Below are 17,684 nucleotides of genomic sequence, written 5' to 3'. Positions count from 1 at the left end.
TAGTGATAGAATAACGCTAGCATAAAGCTATCACAGGTGCTGTCAAAAGCGTTTGGATTGCATCTTCCATCAATTGTCTCTAAATTTTCATATTCATCCTTCCCCCTTCACGCTATAATGATTTTAAAGAGAAGCATTCTTTAGGGGGATCTAAAAAATGGATCAATTATCAAACTGTCCAAAATGCGATGCTATTTTTGTGAAAAATAAATTTCGTGATCTTTGCCAGAAGTGCTGGAAGGAAGAAGAAGAAGCGTACGAAACGGTTTATCAGTTTATTCGAAAACGTGAGAATCGTATGGCAACCATGCTGCAGGTAGAAGAGGCGACAGGTGTCGAGGAAGAACTCATTTTAAAATTTGTGAAAACCGGTCGTTTAAAGCTAGCCCAATTTCCGAATCTAGGCTATCCTTGTGACAAATGTGGAAAGATTATCCAAAAAGGGAAGCTTTGTAATCCTTGTGCTGATACGCTAAAAAAAGAACTTGAGATGTTCAAGAAAGAAGAAGAGCGCAAAAAGGAAATAGAAAATCAAGATAAACATAAAACATATTTCACCAGATAAAGAGCCGTGTGCTGAATGCATGCGGTTTTTTAATGTTAATTATAAATTAATGCTTCTTTTTAAAATTTCTAGTAAATAATTAGCTTAGTTGAGCCGATAATAAAAGTAAGAATATGATCGGTATCGAAAGTGAGGGTATATGATGAAAATAAATAATTTAGGAACATCAGGTATCAATCCATATAAAAGACAAATGAATAAATTAGAAAACATGAGTAAGACTTCGAAACCTACTATAGATAAAGTTGAAATTTCATCTACTGCAAAAGAGATGCGACAAGTAACAAGTTATTCTGTCGAGCGACAGGAAAAGGTTGAAAAGTTAAAAGTCCAATTAGAAAATGGGAACTATAAAGTTGATACGAGGGAAGTCGCTCAAAGTTTGTACAACTTTTATAAGATTTAAGTTGAAAGAATTGAGGGGTAGAAATGTCTGCTGAAAGATTGTTTAAATTAATGGAACAACTTTTAAAATTGCATAAAAGTCTTTTGGGAATTGCTGTGAAAAAGACAGATATTATAAAAAAAAGTGACATTGAACCTCTTGAGCTAGTCTTAAAGGAGGAACAAAAGCATATAGCAGCGATTCGCAAAATAGAAGAAGAGCGGGAAAAATCAACGAGTGCACTATTTCCGAATTTAGATTCACCTACTATAAAAGACTGTATAGAGGTAATGGATGGTACCGAGAAACAGCGGCTGACGGAAGTTGCTAATAACTTAAATAATGTACTAAAAGAGTTAAAGGAACAAAATCATTTAAATCAACAACTCATTCAACAATCGTTGCACTTTGTAAATGTCACTCTAAATCTATTTACCCCTCAGCCTGAATCTATAAATTATAGTCCCCCTAAAGGGAATATAAAAACAAATGTGAAAATAGACAGATTTTTTAACTCAAAAGCATAATTGGAGGAAAATCTTATGAGTTCAACTTTTTTTGGGCTGGAAACAGCCCGTAGAGCTTTAGCTACTCAACAAAGTGCTTTATATACAACTGGTCATAATATTGCGAATGCAAATACTTTAGGTTACTCTAGACAAAGTGTGAATTTTACAGCAACGACTCCATTTCCTTCAGTAGGATTAAATAGTCCTAAGATACCTGGACAAATGGGGACAGGAGTAGAAGCAGGTTCAGTTACAAGAATAAGAGATGCATTCATAGATTCTCAATACCGTGATGAAAGTAATAAATTAGGTTATTGGGAATCCCGTTCACAAGCGATTTCACAAATGGAAGATTTCTTAAATGAGCCTAGCGAGTATGGACTATCTAAATCGATGGATCAATTTTGGAGTTCCCTTCAAGATTTAAGTGTAAATCCAGAAAACGATGGTGCTCGGGCAGTGGTGGTACAAAGAGCAGTTGCAGTTGCAGATTCTTTTAATTATATTCATGAATCCCTTTCTAAAATTCAGGATAATTTAGGAAATGAGATGAGTATATCTTTGCAAAGTGTTAATTCAATTTTATCGCAAATTGCAGAGCTGAACCAGCAGATTTCAACTGTTGAACCAAATGGGTATTTACCTAATGACTTATATGATAAGCGTGATCTTTTACTAGATGAACTCTCTCAATATATTAAATTTGATGTGCAATACACAAAATCAGGTGGAAATACACTGCCGATAGCAGACGGGATAGCCACTATTTCAATTTCTGATGGGAACGGTGGGAAAATTCAATTAGTTAGCGGGAACAAGAATCTTGAATTTAGGGTAAGTCCTTCAAATGCAACAGCATCTACCATGAATGAAAAATTGAAACCAACAGGTCCAATTACAGGGTTTACATTTGTTCAAGTGGATGAAAATGGGAATGAAAGTGGTCCCAATCCACCGACCCCAACCATTGCACCTGAAAAGATGGCAAATGGGAAAATCAGAGCAATTATGCATTCGTTTGGTTATGGTGATAATAAGGGCGTATATCCAGAGATGATTTCTGAGATTGATAAGTTGGCAAAGGCATATGCAGAGGCTTTCAATGCTCAGCATGGTGACCCAGAGTTTTTCTCTGAGATTACATCAGCAGGAACAATTAAGGTAAATCAAGCAATTATAGATAATCCAAGTTTGATAGCCGCCACATCTGTTCCGGGTGAAGAAGGGAATGGAAAAAATGCTCTTGCGTTAGCGGATGTGAAGTTTAAAGAACTTGCTGATTTAGGAGGTGCTTCTTTCCAAACATATTTTGAGGGTGTAATTGGTCAAATGGGTGTAAATGGTCAAGAAGCACAGAGAATGGCCTTTAATTCTGCAACATTACAGCTAGCTGTCGAAGAGAGAAAAGCATCTGTAAGTTCTGTTTCGTTAGATGAAGAAATGACGAATATGATAAGATTCCAGCATGCCTATAATGCAGCAGCTAGAAGTCTTACAGCAGTAGATGAAATTTTAGATAAAGTTATAAATGGGATGGGAAGAGTAGGATTATAGGAGGTGTAGGACGTGAGAGTTACTCAATCAATGCTTTCTAACAATATGCTTAGAAATTTAACAAGCAGTTATGAACAACTAGGGAAGTATCAAGAACAATTGACAACGGGTAAAAAAATAAATAAACCATCTGATAACCCAGTAATTGCCATGAAGGGCATTACCTATCGTACTAATTTGGATCAAGTTACGCAGTATCAGCGTAATATTGGAGAAGTATATAGTTGGTTAGATAGCTCGGATGATGCATTAGATAAAGTGGGTTCAACAATTCAACGGATACAAGAACTTATGGTTCAAGCGTCGTCAGACTCATTAACACCGGACGATCGTGAAAAACTCAAAAGTGAGATTGAACAGCTGCAAGAGCATATACAAAGTCTAGGTAATACAAAAGTCGGGGACAAATACATTTTTAGTGGGACAAAAACGAATACCCCACTTTTTGATTCTGACGGTACTCCTAATCCTGATACGAATGAAACTGGTATAAAAATCGAAGTTTATAATGGTGTTGAACTCCAAGTGAACACAAAGGGAAAGGCACTGTTCGAAAATATGAATCAAATTCTAAGTGATATCTCTTCTGATCTAAGTGATAATACGTTAAGTGGTGCTGATTTTAACAAATACTTAACACAGCTTGACGGACAAATGAATCAAATTTTAACTGCACGAGCAGATATTGGTGCTAGACAAAATCGAGCGGAAATGATGGAGAATCGCTTAGATACGCAAGAAGTAATTGTCACAAAGCAACTATCAGAGAATGAAGATATAGATTACGAAAAAACGATAACGGATCTTATTACACAAGAAAGTATTCATAGAGCGGCATTAAGTGTAGGATCGCGTATCATTCAACCAACTCTGATGGACTTTTTAAGATAATATAAAAAACTATCTTTGATAAAAAGATAGTTTTTTTAAAATCCTTCAAAAAATAGGAGGGAAAAATGAGGCTCCCGCAAATTCAAATTGAGACAACGAAAGCGCAACTTGGTTTAAATATAGAAAAACCGCAGCAATATATACAGCAACCACAAGCAGAATTGCATATAGAGCAACCTGATGCAATTCTTAATATAAACATGAGTCCGGCGAAATTAACGATCGATCAATCGAGGGCATGGCGAGATTTAAATTTGATTGGTCCTCTTGCATCAACTCAACAGTTTGCTCAAAAAGGGAAACAAGAGCTTCTGCAAGGAATCGCACGACGCTCAAGTGAGGGGGAGAAATTGATGCGGATTGAAAATAGAGGTAGTGTGATACCTTCTCTAGCAAAGGGGAAAGGAATGCGTGAATATAAATCTTATAGTATTAAATTTGTTCCCTCCGTTAATGCTGTAAAAATAAACTACCATCCTGAACAAACAAATATTCGCGTTGAAACGAAAAAGCCGATTATAAATAATTATGCCAATAAGCCAATTCATAGTTATCAACCAGGAAAAGTTTCTGGTTATATGATTCAATATCCTTCTATAGAAGTTGATGTCGTCCAATAAAACAAGAGTAAAGGATGTTATTGATGAAGATTCAAACAAAATTTTTAGATGAGATAGAAATCAAAGTAGAAGAGATTATTAACTTTCCAAATGGAATCCCGGGTTTTGAGGGGGAAAAAAGATTCGTTTTACTACCTTTGGAGGATGAATCCCCGTTTCGTATATTACAGTCTGTGACGAAAGAGCAAGTTGGTTTTATACTTGGATTTCCATTTGTATTTAATAAAGATTATTCTTTTGTTATTTCAGATGAAGATAAAGAGTTCTTAAATGTAAAAAAAGAAGAAGACGTTATTGTCTACTCAATTGTTTCCATAAAAGAGCCATTTCGTGAATCTACATTAAATTTAAAAGCACCATTACTAATGAATTTGCAAAGCAAAATCGGAAAGCAAATTATTCTTCATGACGAAAAGTTTTCTCTTAGATATCCTATTGATTTATCTAAGGGGGAATTCTAATGCTTGTTTTATCAAGGAAAATAAAAGAATCGATTATTGTGGGTGATCAAATTGAAATATCGATTCTATCAATTGACGGGGATCAAGTAAAAATAGGCATTAATGCTCCAAAATCAATTGATGTGCATAGAAAAGAAATTTATACATCAATACAGCAAGAGAATCAAAGTGCAGTATCCACTGATAAGAGTCTAATTAAATTTATTAAAAAAAATAATTGAAAAACTCTTTAACATTTTAATCTTATGTCGATATATGTTATGAGGGTAGGGAACGGTACGGCCGATCGTTCCAAGCTCGATTCTACAAGGATGTAGACTATTAAAAATTCAAGGAGGAATCTCATAATGAGAATTCAACACAATATTTCTGCGTTAAATACGCACCGTCAATTAGGCTTCAACAATACTCAAGCTGGTAAAAACTTAGAAAAATTATCTTCTGGTTACCGTATCAACCGTGCTGGAGACGATGCAGCTGGTCTAGCAATCTCTGAAAAAATGCGCGGACAAATTCGTGGGCTTGAAATGGCATCTAAAAATGCTCAGGACTCAATTTCTTTAGTACAAACAGCTGAAGGCGCATTAACTGAAACACATGCAATCCTTCAACGTATGCGTGAACTTGCTGTTCAAGCATCAAACGATACAAACGTAACTGCTGACCGTACAGCGATTAAAAGTGAGATCGATGCTTTAGCATCTGAAATTACACGTATTGCGGAGAATACTGAGTTCAATACACAAAAACTTTTAGATGGCGATTTCTCTGATAAAACATTCCACATCGGTGCGAACAGTGGACAGTCTATCACTCTATCAATTAGCAACATGGACGCATCTACTTTAGGTGTAGATGGCCTAGACCTTGAGACGCAATCTGGTGCAAATTCAGCTATTGATACAATCAATACAGCAATCGAGACTGTTTCAACACAACGTTCAAAACTAGGTGCTGTTCAAAATCGTTTAGAGCATACTATCAACAATTTAGGTGCTACATCTGAAAACTTAACAGCTGCTGAATCTCGTATTCGTGACGTAGATATGGCTAAAGAAATGATGGGCTTCACTAAGAATAACATCTTAATGCAAGCTGCCCAGTCAATGCTTGCTCAAGCTAATCAACAACCACAAGGTGTACTACAGTTACTTCAATAAAAAAATAAAAAAATAAAAAAATAAAAAAATCAGGTCTGAGATTCGGATCTGGTTTTTTTATTTTTTTATTCATAATTATATAATTTTGTCGAAATATAGTGTAGAGGTGTAATTATGAATAAATATAAAGTTATTAAAGAAGTATCAAGATCTGGATATCCAATATACAAAGTTAACGATTACTATCTGCATAGCAAATATGATCCGATAAAAGAAGCAGAAAAAGTAGCAGATAAATATTTTAATAAAAATCATGTTCATATTATTTTTGGGCATGGTGCTGGTTATTTAACTCGTGCAATTCAAGAAAAAATTAGTGAAAATGAATTTGTTGTTGTTATAGAACCAATAGAAGAAATAGCAAAAGAGGTGTTATTGGATAGCGATAAAAATCATAAGCGAACGTTAATTTTAGTTGGGGATGAAATTTCGAAATTTCGAATTTTATTTTCAAAAATTGTCAATAGTTATAGAAATAGAGTTATCATATGCTCTGCTTCAAACTATGAAAAATTCTTACCAGAATATTATAAAGATATCCTCAAAATTGTGGATGAAGAAGTAAAGATAAACCAAGTTAACGTAAACACCATTAATCGTTACGCCTCGGATTGGCAGAAAAACTACACTTTAAATTTATTTTATGCTTTTAATGATGTCTCATTGAAAGAATTTTTTAACTGTATTAATACCCCTTTGGTTGTTGCGGCAGGTGGTCCGTCTTTGACAAAACAATTACCATTATTGAAAAAAATTAAAGATAAGATAATATTAGTTGCAGCAGGTTCCACTGTTAATACATTATTGAAAAATAATATTGAGCCAGACCTAGTTATTACTATTGATGGTGGAATTGCGAATTATGACCATTTTAAATCCGTTTTTTTAAATGATAGTGAAATTATTTATTCTTTGTCACATCACCATTTAATACTTGACCATTTTAATAAACGTTCTATTTCATTTCTAAATGAGGTCGACTTTGAAATTCAGCCTTATGCTGAATATATGTTGGATAGAAAAATGACTGTTTTGCCTCCTCGTCCATCAGTGGCCAATTCAGCACTTGATATTTCATATAAATTGACAACTGGTCCAATTGTGCTAATTGGTCAAGACTTGGCATATACAAACGATCAGACTCACGCTGAAGCTAACAAAAATTTCAAAAAAATAGATGATGATTATAAAAAACAAAGGAATATGGTACGAGCAGAAGGCTATAATGGTGAGATTGTATGGACAGATTATGGATTTTTATCCATGAAAAAAAACTTTGAGGAATATATTGAAAAATTAGATGATAAAGAAAGAGTTTTTAACGCAACTGAAGGTGGTATAAAATTACGGGGATATCAGCAAATAACTTTTGATGACTTTGTTGGAAGATTTGTGAGTGATCGAAAAAAAGAACGATTAAGTAATTTATCCAGTTTTACCAATAGGTCTTTAGAGGATTGGAATGGATTTTTGGAAAGAGTCAATCAAGAAATAAAAACTCATAATCGAGTAAAACAGTTGCTCCAAAAAGGACAAAAAGCACTTAAGCGAAATTCCTTAAAAACAGCATTTGAACCCAGAGTAATTAAGCAACTTGATCTGGTAGATAGGGAATTAAAGCCGTTGTATGGTAAAGGAATGGTATCATTTATAACAAAGCCTATTTTGTTAGATATTTTTAATGATTATCTTCCAAAAGAAAATGAAACGAGTGAAGAAACATATAATAGAGTTTACTCAAGATCGTTTGATTTATATAGTAGATTAGAAAAGTCTGCCGAGGAATCTAAAGCCTATTTTATAGAATTAAAAGAGAAGATAGAGACAAAAATAAAAATGATGGAAAGAGAGATAGTATGACAAATATTATTTTCGAAACACAACAGTCTTTTTATGAATATATAAATAACGTATCAAATGGCTCTCAAGAGATTTCCGATGCTTTACGTGAGGACAGAATAGGAGAATCTTTAGGAATGATCATCCAATTTACAGAAGGTGTAGGTTGGATCTCTCAGGTCATTTCTTTAATGCAAGAGCAAAATTATTTTATTGATATTGATACCAGTCAAATCCATGAATTTTTGGAAGAAATCAATGATGGCTTAGAAATACAGGATTTTATTGTTGTTGCGGATATGTTTGAATATGAAATTCAACCTTTCTTTGAGGAGGCAGCAAAGAAGAGTTTTAATGAAATCAAGGATGATGAAGAGTGAAGTTTTGGGAGGAAAATCTACAAGCGGGAAGACATCTGTGTCTAGACACTTTGGTTAAGCAATCGAGTCTAGTTGAGTCAGAGAGCACTCTAGAAATTTCGAAAATCGGGGCATATACGCTAAAAGTAAATGGCCACTATATTTACAGTAAGTATGACCCAATAAAGGATGCAAAAAAGTTTATTGAATCACAAATCGAAGATAACGTAAAAGAATATTATTTATTCGGATTTGGGCTTGGCTATCATGCTTTAGCCCTTATTGCATTGGAGCCTGACAAGCCAATCTATATTGTTGAATCAGACATGAATATGTTAAGAATGGCTTTAGACAGAATCGACTTAAGGAAGTTGTTATCGCGATCGAATATAAAATTTATTACGCATCAAAATCTTCATGAATATATTCATTCTTACGATGATAGTACAAGTAAATTAATCATTCCAGGAGCATGGTTAAATGCTTTATCAAAAGACCATCCTCTCAAAGAGTTATTACAAGATATTAAAATGAAAAAGATAACATATGAGCGATTTTCTCAAAGGATGAAGGAGAACTTCCAACATAATATTAAGCAATACGATTTGGATTTTGATGTCTTTATTGAGAAGTTTAGCGGTCTAAAAGCCGTATTAGTATCAGCTGGGCCTTCATTGGAAGACAATATAGGATATTTAAAACAGTTAAAAGATAGGTATTTTATTTTCTCTGTAGGTTCTGCTTTACGAGTATTGTTAAATAGTGGTGTAATTCCTAATGCTGTTATTGTGACGGATCCTCAGGATGCTTTATTCGACCAATTAAGCGGGTTGAATTGGATGGGACCTTTAGTTTTTTTGCCTACAGCTAATTCGAGAGCGGTTGAGGCTCATAAAGGGTTAAAAGTGATTGCTTTTCAAAATGGGTATTTACTTTCAGAAAAGTATGTGAGAAGCAGAAATTTGTCTCTTGTCGAAACAGGTGGTTCTGTAGCTACAACGGGTCTAGATTTATTGATAAGAATGGGGTTCACTGAAATAGTGTTCTTTGGTCAAGATCTGGCAATGCCGAATATGCAAAGTCACGCGGAAGGTTCGAATTCTAAAAGTAAAATTGTAACAGATTTAAACCTTATCGAAGTCATTGCAAATGACGGGACAGTGGTAAAAACAAAGAATAACCTTAATTTATATAGAAAGTGGATTGAAAAAAAGATAAAAGAAACCCCTATGGTGGCTTATAAAAATACAGCTTATCAAGGAGCAAAAATAACGGGAGCACCTTATGTGGCTGCCGAAGATATTATCCAAGAAACAAATAATATGGAAAAGATAACCCTTTTCGATGACATAATTACCAGTATTGGAAAGAAAAATTTGTAATAAACACTCAAAAAAATGTCGATATATGTAATAAGATAGTATGAGGCAAAAGAAGAAGGAGTAATCGCATGGATCAATTTAAAAATAAAACGGTACTCGTTACTGGTGGTACAGGATCATTCGGCAGAAAGTTTGTCAATACCGTACTGCAATCAAATGTGAAAAAGGTCATTATTTTCAGTCGGGATGAATTGAAACAATATGAAATGAAACAAGTCTTCAACGATGAAAGGATTCGTTTCTTTATTGGGGATGTTCGTGACAAGGACCGTTTATATCGTGCATTTGAAGGAGTAGATATTGTCATTCACGCTGCAGCAATGAAGCACGTTGATGCTTGTGAATACAACCCATTTGAGGCAGTGAAAACAAATATTCATGGTGCGCAAAACATTATAGAAGCAGCAATTGATAAAGGTGTAGACAAGGTAATTGCATTATCGACTGATAAGGCAGCTGCACCCGTAAATCTGTATGGAGCAACGAAATTAGCTTCGGATAAATTATTTATTGCGGCAAATGCCTATGTAGGTGAAAAACATACGAAATTTTCGGTTGTTCGTTACGGAAATGTCGTCGGTAGTAGGGGCAGTGTAGTGCCTTTTTTTAAGAAGATAAGAGAAACAGGCGTACTACCTGTTACTGACGAACGTATGACCCGTTTTTGGATTACCTTAGATCAAGGCGTACAATTTGTTATAGATAATCTTAAACGTATGCGGGGTGGGGAACTATTTGTACCTAAAATTCCAAGCATGAAAATCCTAGATTTGGCAAAAGCAATTGCTCCAGAATGTGACATTAAAATCGTTGGTATTCGACCTGGTGAAAAACTCCATGAAACGATGATTACAGTGGATGATTCACGTCATACGATAGAATTTGATGATTATTATGTAATTGCACCAGAGTTTTCATGGTGGTCTGAAGAAGTTTCAAAAGGACGTTCCATACCAGAAGACTTTGAATACAATAGTTTAACAAATGAACAATGGTTGACTGTTGAAGAATTGAGAGAAATTGTTGAGGAGTTTTAAGAACGACCTATTGAGAACGATAAAAATATAGTATTTTATTTTCCTATTGAAACATTTAGGGAACGAATAGTATTTTGACGAGAGGAAACTAATTATGAATAAATTAGCAATAGGGGACTTTGAAACTGGAGATAATCTTCCATTTTTTCTAATAGCTGGTCCGTGTGTAATTGAATCGGAAAAATTGGTAATGGATATTGCAGGTCAATTAAAGGAAATTACTAACAAACTAGGAATTAAGCTTGTTTTTAAGTCGTCATTTGATAAAGCAAATAGGTCTTCGGTATCTTCATTTAGGGGTTTAGGAATAAATGAAGGTCTGAGAATATTGAATAAAGTTAAACGAGAATTCGAAGTCCCGGTCCTTACTGATATACATTTACATGAGCATGCTGATGAAGTAGGACAAGTTGTTGATATTTTACAAATTCCAGCATTCCTATGTAGGCAAACTGATTTACTAGAAGCGGCAGCTAAAACAGGTAAAGTTATTAATGTGAAAAAGGGGCAGTTTTTATCGCCTAATGAGATGGTAAATGTGGTCGACAAGTTCGAAAAATTTGGAAATAACAATGTAATGTTGTGTGAGAGAGGTACAACTTTTGGCTATAATAACTTAATCGTTGATATGTCAGGAATTGTAGAAATGAAAAAGTTCGGGAAACCTGTGATATTTGATGGTACACATAGTGTCCAAAAGCCTGGAGGAAATGGTACATCAACAGGAGGAAACAGAGAAAATGTAGCACATCTATCTCGAGCTGCGGTTGCGGTAGGCATAGATGGTTTGTTTTTAGAGACACATCCTGATCCAGATAATGCATTATCAGATGGGCCAAACATGGTTAAGACAACGGAGATAGAAGAACTTTTGAAAGTCTTGCAAGAAATAGATTTTATTGTCAAAAAGGTGTGAATCGAATTAAAATGGGAATAAAGCTATTTATTATGGATGTTGATGGAACGTTAACAGACGGGTCAATTAATTTAGGAGAAAAAGGTGAAGTGTTTAAATCTTTCAACGTTAAAGATGGTTATAGCGATTATTAAGGGAAACAGGAGTCAAAACAGCATTTATTACAGGGCGTCAGTCTGAAATAGTTAACAATAGAGCTGTAGAATTGGACATTGATTATGTTTTTCAAAATGTAGCGAATAAAGTTGAGGTTTATACTGAATTAAGAAAAAAGCTAAAACTAGGTGATGAGGATATTGCAGTTGTCGGTGATGATCTGAATGATTTAGAAATAATGAAAATCGCTAAATATTCTTTTACAGTAGCCGATGGTCTACAAGAGTTAAAAAATATAGCAAAATATGTATCCATTTATGATGGTGGTAAAGGTGCAGTGCGGGATATTATTCAATTTTGTATAAAAGAGAAGATAATAAATTTTGAGGAGAATGATTGATGGTGGTAACTAGGAGGAAATTAGATTCTACTGTATTTGGTAATGAGGCAATAAACCACTTAGTGGATAAGTATGAGTTTGAGTCAGTGTTAGATATTGGATGTGGAGAGGGCCTTCACAGTGATTACTTTATGGAAGTTGGAAAAAAAGTAACAGCTTTAGACTATGGGGAATCAGTATATTTTAAAAAGAACAAAAAGAAAATTACCCCAATTATTGCAGACTTTAATCAACATAATTTTGATGAGCAATATGATTGTGTTTGGTGTTGTCATGTTTTAGAACACCAGTTAAATGTTAACATTTTCTTGAAAAAGATTAATTCAGTACTAAAAGAAGGTGGTATTGTAGCAATAACTGTCCCACCTTTAAAACACGATATTGTTGGTGGACATGTTACCCTGTGGAACGCGGGATTATTACTTTATAACTTAATATTAGCTGGGTTTGATTGTAGACATGCTAGTATTAAACAGTATGGGTACAATATCAGTGTTATTTTAAAGAAGAGGACTATCGATGTTTCGTCTGTTCTCTCATATGATTGTGGTGATATCCAAGCAATAACACCATATCTTCCAGAAAAATTAGAATGGAAACCCAATACAAGAGATACACCATTCAATGGTCAAATCTATGAGTTGAATTGGAATTAAAAGTTAAAGTAATAGAAAATGAATATGGTGAAGGTGAGCATTTTGAAGGTAGTTGCATTAGTCCCAATTAAGACCAATAATGAAAGATTGCCAAATAAGAATACGAAAGTATTTAAGAACGGTCGTCCTTTAATAAAGTATATACAAGAAACATTAAAAAAGGTCCAACTACTTGATGAAATATATATTTTTTGTAGCGATACTTCAATTAAAGAGTATTTATTACCTGAAGTATGTTTCTTAGAGCGTTCGACGAGGTTAGATTCTCCTACTACAACTTCAAATGATATTTTGAAATCATTCATTGATGAGGTTCAAGCGGATATCTATATTTTAGCCCATGCTACATCACCATTTATTAGCAAAGAGAGTATTGAAAGAGGTTTAGAAAATGTCATCCAAAATGGCTATGATTCTGCACTCTCAGTTAAGAAAATTCAAGATTTCTTATGAGTAGAGGGTAAACCGTTTAACTACAACTTAAAAAACATACCACGTACCCAAGATTTAGATCCAATGTATATAGAGACCAGTGGATTTTATATCTTTAACAAGAATGTGTTTACAAAGTCCTTTAGAAGAATAGGGGATAAGCCATTTTTAGTAGAGGTTACAGATTTAGAAAGTATTGATATAGATACCTATGAAAATTTCGAATTTGCGGAAGCTCTAGTGAATTACAAATTATTGAAATAGATAAGATGGAGTAGGTGTAGCGCGATATGGGTCTGAATTTAAAGGATAAGACTATTTTTGTTTTTGGAACAGGAGAAGCAGCGGGGCAGTTTGTTAATTTAAATAAAGAAATAAAAGTAGACTTTTATCTAGATAATGATAAAACCAAGTGGGGATCAGAATTTATGGGTTCCCCAGTGAAGTCTCCTGCTTATTTAGAAAGTTTTTCTAAAGGCGAAGTATATATTTTTATATCAAGTATGTATTTTCCGGAAATTAGAAAACAATTAATAGGAATGGGTTTTCAGGAATATATACATTTTCAATATGGATTAAATAATCTCGAATATTCAAATAGATTTAAGAACGAACTGAAAGATAAACATAAAGGTGAAAGAGTATTTCTAATTGGTAATGGACCGAGTTTAACAATTGGAGATCTAGATCTTTTAAAAAATGAATTTACCTTTGCAGCTAATAAAATATTCTTATCCTATGAAAATACAGAATGGCGCCCAACATATTATTTTTTATTGGATGATTTAATGGCGAAAAGTACTATAGAAGCCCTATATTCTATGGAAGAACCCATATTTTTTTCTAGTAGAATTGAACAAATTTTAGATAAAACTCAACTCAAAAGCCAAAATGTCCATTGGATAGAACCAATAGAATCTAGAGAGCTTGAGGTTGAGAACCAAATATTTTCAGAAGAGCTATCCTACTATTATTCAGAAGGTTCAACTGTGATGTATTTAATGATACAAATGGCTGTATACATGGGTTTTGAAGAAATTTACTTCCTAGGTCTAGATTTTTCATATAACAAGTCTAAGGAAGACTTAGTGTATGGAGGATTTAAAATTCTAGAATATGAAGGGAAAGCTGAACATTTTCATCCTAAATATAGAGAAAAGGGTGAACAATTTTACTCACCTAATGTTCAGAAAATATATGCAGGCTATAGCAAGGCCCTAAGGGTACTAAAGGAAAAGAATATAAAAGTAGCAAATTGTTCTAGAAGTACTGAACTCGATATATTTCCACGCATAAAACTTGAGGAAATTATTAAATAGAGTATTTAACTACAGATTAATAAGAAATAGTGTGCAATTTTTAAAGATCCATCAGATAGCATTAAATGGTTTCTTAGTTGGGAGATGATGTTATATGGAATTGAAAACAGTGTTACAAGAAAAACTGAATTTTGCATACGAAGGTAGAAATCTTTGGATTGAACTCATGAAAAATGTAAACTTTGGTGTAAATGATTATGTTATTCTTATGCCTTCAGATGATAAAGAAGTAAATTATTATACATTACTATACTTAAATCAATTTGCTGAAGTCAAGAATGTTGAGAAAATCTATTTAGTAACATTTGATAAGAATATAATGAAGTCATATTCACTATTTATAAATAAACCGACGCAATGCATTAACCTTTCAAGGGAGAATATAGAGAAACTTATGAATTTCTATAACTTGTATATGTTCACAGACAAGTTAATAATTGCATCGTTAGATGAGTTAAAAGGACGAACTGCTAAGAATTTAGTAGATAAAAAAGGAATTACTTTAGAGGAAATTATAAGTATAGGTATTTTGCAAAACCGTAAGTTTATCAAGGAAGATCCAATAACTTATACAGGTAATGACAAGTTTACTGACCTATTTTTGAACTTGTAAGGGAGATGAAATTCGTGTCATGTGATTATATTATCGTTCAAGCGGGTGGTAAAGGTACTAGAATGGATTATTTGACAAAGAATAAACCAAAGTGTTTAGTACCTATAAATAATTTACCAATGCTTTTTCATCTCTTTAATAAATTTCCTGACAAGAAATTTATTATAATTGGTGACTATAAATTTGATGTGCTTAGAGAGTATTTAAAAGCCTTCGCGAAAGTAAATTATTTGCTTATAGATACCGAAGGGAAAAAAGGCACACTTGCAGGTATAAGAACAGCATTAGATTATATACCTGATAATAAGAACTTCATGCTGATATGGTCAGACTTAGTACTTTCTGAGGATTTCACTCTGCCGAAGGAAGGGCAGTTTATTGGAATATCGAAGGATTTTCAATGTCGTTGGAAATACGAAAGTAATGAGTTTGTGGAAGAATCTTCTAAGGAGTTTGGTGTAGCAGGTTTATTTACTTTTTTGGATAAGAGTGGCTTAGATGATATTCCTGAGGAGGGAGAATTTGTTCGATGGCTACAAAAGAAAAAACTGCAATTTAGAGAATTACCTTTGAATAAATCAAAAGAATATGGTCTTATTTCAGAATATAATAAATTGGAAGTTCAAAAATGTCGACCTTTTAATAGGTTGTTAGTAGAAGATGGACGTATTATGAAAACAGGTATTAATGAGCAGGGAAGGCAGTTAGCTCAAAAAGAAAAAGACTGGTATCGCTTTGTAAATGAAATTGGTTATGATAAAGTTCCTGAAATTCACAGCTACGAACCATTCGTAATGGAACGAATTATTGGAAGTAATGTATATGAATATAAAGAATTGAGTCTATTTGAAAAAAGGGAAATCTTAAAAAATATAATTGATAATCTCAGATTACTTCATCAAAAGGGTACGTGTGAGACCGATTATTTTAGTGTGAAGGATGCCTATATTAGTAAGACATTCAAAAGACTTTCGGTCGTAAGGGATATGATTCCATTTGCAGATCAAAAAATAATTAGAGTAAATGGTAGAGATTGTAGAAATATTTATTTTTATCAAAAAGAACTAGAAGCAAAATTAAATAAATTGCATGTAGAAAGTTTCAAGGTACTACACGGTGATTGTACTTTTTCGAATATGATATTAAAGGAAGATTTGACGCCTGTATTAATAGATCCTCGGGGCTACTTTGGAAAGACAAAATACTATGGAGATCCAGCATATGATTGGGCGAAGTTATACTACTCTCTTGTTGGGAACTATGATCAATTTAATCTTAAAAATTTTAGGCTGGAAATGAAAGAAGGTAATGTAAGCTTAGAAATAAAATCAAATGGCTGGGAAGAATTAGAAGATTTGTTTTTTGATCTACTAAGAGATGATGTTTCTCAAGAACAAATCAAGATAATTCATGCAGTTATTTGGCTTTCATTGACAACCTACGCATGGGAAGATTTTGATGCTATTTGTGGAGCATTTTATAACGGGATCTATCATTTGGAGGAAGTGCTGTGATTGATTATTTCAAACATTTAATAAGTGTTATAAATTATTCAATTGAACAAATTGATGAAAAGGTATTTCTAAAGCTTGTGAATGATAGTGTAGATACCTTAAATAGAAACAATAAAATAATTGTCTCAGGCTTAGGTAAAAATGTTCCGATTTGTGATAAATTTGTCGGAACAATGGTATCACTTGGGTTGGATGCTTGCTTTCTTCATACTAATTCGGCTATTCACGGAGATTTGGGTGTTGTTAAAGAAGGTGACCTAGTTATAATCCTGACAAAGAGTGGAGAAACAGAAGAGTCTATCTATCTATCGAGATTATTAACGAAAAGGAACATAAATCCATGGTTAATAACTTTTAGGGACAATAGTACATTAACAAATGAAATAGAAAATAAATTAGTTATTCATCTGGAACACGAAGGTGATTTGTGGAATGTGATGCCAAATAATTCGACAACATTAAATTTAATCGTTTTGCAGGCAGTTGCCATGCAGATAGCTAAAAAGAAAAATATAAAGCTTGAGGATTTTAAAATGAATCATCCAGGTGGTTATATTGGAGAGATGTTAAAAAATGAGTAACAATGATGAGTTTAATACTCTAAATGTATCAACTTTGAGTAAAACATGGATTATGGATATTGATGGTACCATTGTCAAACACAATGGTTATAAAATAGATGGAAAAGATACATTATTATCAGGTGCAAAGGAGTTCTTTCAAAATTTATCTGATGAGGACAACATTATTTTTGTAACATCTAGAAGTGAAAAATATAAAGAGGTTACAGAGGAATTTCTAGATAGCCAAGGGATTCGTTTTAATCAAATTATATATGATGTTCCCTACGGTGAGAGAATCCTTATTAATGATAAAAAGCCCTCTGGTTTGTTAACAGCCCACGCTATTAATACTCTCAGGGATAAATTTTGTGAAACAAAATTTATTGTAAATCGTGATCTATAGGAGGAAAATG

23 protein-coding genes are annotated in these 17,684 nt (G+C 33.4%); all 23 read left to right on the top strand.

All coding sequences use genetic code 11. The features are described from left to right. The first annotated feature begins 157 nt into the window (after window positions 1-157). The 23 genes from BMSHG_RS07625 (at window position 158) to BMSHG_RS07520 (ending at window position 17,674) form a co-directional block, all read left to right on the top strand. Complete coding sequence (locus tag BMSHG_RS07625) at window positions 158-565, top strand: TIGR03826 family flagellar region protein (RefSeq protein ID WP_019153847.1); 408 nt, start codon at window positions 158-160, stop codon at window positions 563-565. 142 nt (window positions 566-707) lie between these two features. After that, window positions 708-971, top strand: coding sequence for a flagellar biosynthesis anti-sigma factor FlgM (flgM, locus tag BMSHG_RS07620; RefSeq protein ID WP_019153846.1), 264 nt, complete (start codon window positions 708-710; stop codon window positions 969-971). Window positions 972-994: 23 nt separating this feature from the next. After that, window positions 995-1,477: a flagellar protein FlgN gene (locus BMSHG_RS07615; RefSeq protein ID WP_019153845.1), complete on the top strand. Its 483-nt coding sequence runs from the start codon at window positions 995-997 to the stop codon at window positions 1,475-1,477. A gap of 15 nt (window positions 1,478-1,492) precedes the next feature. Next, entirely contained in the window at window positions 1,493-3,013 is a 1,521-nt protein-coding gene (gene flgK / locus BMSHG_RS07610) for a flagellar hook-associated protein FlgK (RefSeq protein WP_019153844.1), read from the top strand. 12 nt (window positions 3,014-3,025) lie between these two features. Then, entirely contained in the window at window positions 3,026-3,904 is an 879-nt protein-coding gene (gene flgL / locus BMSHG_RS07605) for a flagellar hook-associated protein FlgL (RefSeq protein WP_019153843.1), read from the top strand. A gap of 65 nt (window positions 3,905-3,969) precedes the next feature. After that, window positions 3,970-4,524: a DUF6470 family protein gene (locus BMSHG_RS07600; RefSeq protein ID WP_019153842.1), complete on the top strand. Its 555-nt coding sequence runs from the start codon at window positions 3,970-3,972 to the stop codon at window positions 4,522-4,524. A gap of 23 nt (window positions 4,525-4,547) precedes the next feature. Beyond that, window positions 4,548-4,985 (top strand): flagellar assembly protein FliW, encoded by a 438-nt coding sequence (gene fliW, locus BMSHG_RS07595; protein WP_019153841.1) that lies wholly within the window; start codon window positions 4,548-4,550, stop codon window positions 4,983-4,985. Further along, window positions 4,985-5,206 (top strand): carbon storage regulator CsrA, encoded by a 222-nt coding sequence (csrA, locus tag BMSHG_RS07590; RefSeq protein WP_019153840.1) that lies wholly within the window; start codon window positions 4,985-4,987, stop codon window positions 5,204-5,206. The genes fliW and csrA overlap by 1 nt, the downstream gene beginning before the upstream one ends. A 126-nt stretch (window positions 5,207-5,332) precedes the next feature. Continuing rightward, window positions 5,333-6,145 carry a flagellin N-terminal helical domain-containing protein gene (locus BMSHG_RS07585; protein ID WP_019153839.1) on the top strand — a complete coding sequence of 271 codons (813 nt, stop codon included), beginning with the start codon at window positions 5,333-5,335 and terminating at the stop codon, window positions 6,143-6,145. Window positions 6,146-6,259: 114 nt separating this feature from the next. Further along, entirely contained in the window at window positions 6,260-8,005 is a 1,746-nt protein-coding gene (locus tag BMSHG_RS07580; RefSeq protein ID WP_019153838.1) for a motility associated factor glycosyltransferase family protein, read from the top strand. Continuing rightward, window positions 8,002-8,364 carry a hypothetical protein gene (locus BMSHG_RS07575; RefSeq protein ID WP_019153837.1) on the top strand — a complete coding sequence of 121 codons (363 nt, stop codon included), beginning with the start codon at window positions 8,002-8,004 and terminating at the stop codon, window positions 8,362-8,364. The genes BMSHG_RS07580 and BMSHG_RS07575 overlap by 4 nt, the downstream gene beginning before the upstream one ends. Next, window positions 8,361-9,725, top strand: coding sequence for a motility associated factor glycosyltransferase family protein (locus BMSHG_RS07570; protein ID WP_019153836.1), 1,365 nt, complete (start codon window positions 8,361-8,363; stop codon window positions 9,723-9,725). The genes BMSHG_RS07575 and BMSHG_RS07570 overlap by 4 nt, the downstream gene beginning before the upstream one ends. Window positions 9,726-9,793: 68 nt before the next feature. After that, window positions 9,794-10,762: a UDP-N-acetylglucosamine 4,6-dehydratase (inverting) gene (gene pseB, locus BMSHG_RS07565; protein ID WP_019153835.1), complete on the top strand. Its 969-nt coding sequence runs from the start codon at window positions 9,794-9,796 to the stop codon at window positions 10,760-10,762. A 94-nt stretch (window positions 10,763-10,856) separates the two neighbouring features. Further along, window positions 10,857-11,678 (top strand): 3-deoxy-8-phosphooctulonate synthase, encoded by an 822-nt coding sequence (gene kdsA / locus BMSHG_RS07560; protein ID WP_019153834.1) that lies wholly within the window; start codon window positions 10,857-10,859, stop codon window positions 11,676-11,678. 11 nt (window positions 11,679-11,689) lie between these two features. Then, on the top strand, window positions 11,690-11,812 hold the full coding sequence (locus BMSHG_RS29260) for a hypothetical protein (RefSeq protein ID WP_262362259.1): 123 nt from the start codon (window positions 11,690-11,692) through the stop codon (window positions 11,810-11,812). 71 nt (window positions 11,813-11,883) lie between these two features. Further along, window positions 11,884-12,174: an HAD hydrolase family protein gene (locus BMSHG_RS27055; protein WP_051030915.1), complete on the top strand. Its 291-nt coding sequence runs from the start codon at window positions 11,884-11,886 to the stop codon at window positions 12,172-12,174. After that, window positions 12,174-12,830: a class I SAM-dependent methyltransferase gene (locus BMSHG_RS27050; protein ID WP_019153833.1), complete on the top strand. Its 657-nt coding sequence runs from the start codon at window positions 12,174-12,176 to the stop codon at window positions 12,828-12,830. The genes BMSHG_RS27055 and BMSHG_RS27050 overlap by 1 nt, the downstream gene beginning before the upstream one ends. A 42-nt stretch (window positions 12,831-12,872) precedes the next feature. After that, window positions 12,873-13,283, top strand: coding sequence for a cytidylyltransferase domain-containing protein (locus BMSHG_RS28860; RefSeq protein ID WP_019153832.1), 411 nt, complete (start codon window positions 12,873-12,875; stop codon window positions 13,281-13,283). A 269-nt stretch (window positions 13,284-13,552) separates the two neighbouring features. Beyond that, window positions 13,553-14,581, top strand: coding sequence for a 6-hydroxymethylpterin diphosphokinase MptE-like protein (locus BMSHG_RS07540; protein WP_019153830.1), 1,029 nt, complete (start codon window positions 13,553-13,555; stop codon window positions 14,579-14,581). 94 nt (window positions 14,582-14,675) lie between these two features. Beyond that, window positions 14,676-15,194 (top strand): hypothetical protein, encoded by a 519-nt coding sequence (locus tag BMSHG_RS07535; RefSeq protein ID WP_019153829.1) that lies wholly within the window; start codon window positions 14,676-14,678, stop codon window positions 15,192-15,194. Window positions 15,195-15,208: 14 nt separating this feature from the next. Beyond that, the gene (locus BMSHG_RS07530) at window positions 15,209-16,708 is read left to right on the top strand and encodes an NTP transferase domain-containing protein (RefSeq protein ID WP_019153828.1); all 1,500 of its coding nucleotides are present in this window, start codon (window positions 15,209-15,211) and stop codon (window positions 16,706-16,708) included. Next, window positions 16,705-17,289: an SIS domain-containing protein gene (locus tag BMSHG_RS07525; RefSeq protein ID WP_019153827.1), complete on the top strand. Its 585-nt coding sequence runs from the start codon at window positions 16,705-16,707 to the stop codon at window positions 17,287-17,289. The genes BMSHG_RS07530 and BMSHG_RS07525 overlap by 4 nt, the downstream gene beginning before the upstream one ends. Next, window positions 17,282-17,674 carry an HAD family hydrolase gene (locus BMSHG_RS07520; protein ID WP_019153826.1) on the top strand — a complete coding sequence of 131 codons (393 nt, stop codon included), beginning with the start codon at window positions 17,282-17,284 and terminating at the stop codon, window positions 17,672-17,674. The genes BMSHG_RS07525 and BMSHG_RS07520 overlap by 8 nt, the downstream gene beginning before the upstream one ends. Window positions 17,675-17,684: the final 10 nt, after the last annotated feature.

The sequence above is a fragment of the Robertmurraya massiliosenegalensis JC6 genome, from assembly GCF_000311725.1.
In the GTDB taxonomy this organism is placed as follows: domain Bacteria; phylum Bacillota; class Bacilli; order Bacillales; family Cytobacillaceae; genus Robertmurraya; species Robertmurraya massiliosenegalensis.
This window is presented reverse-complemented; position numbering and strand designations above follow the sequence as displayed.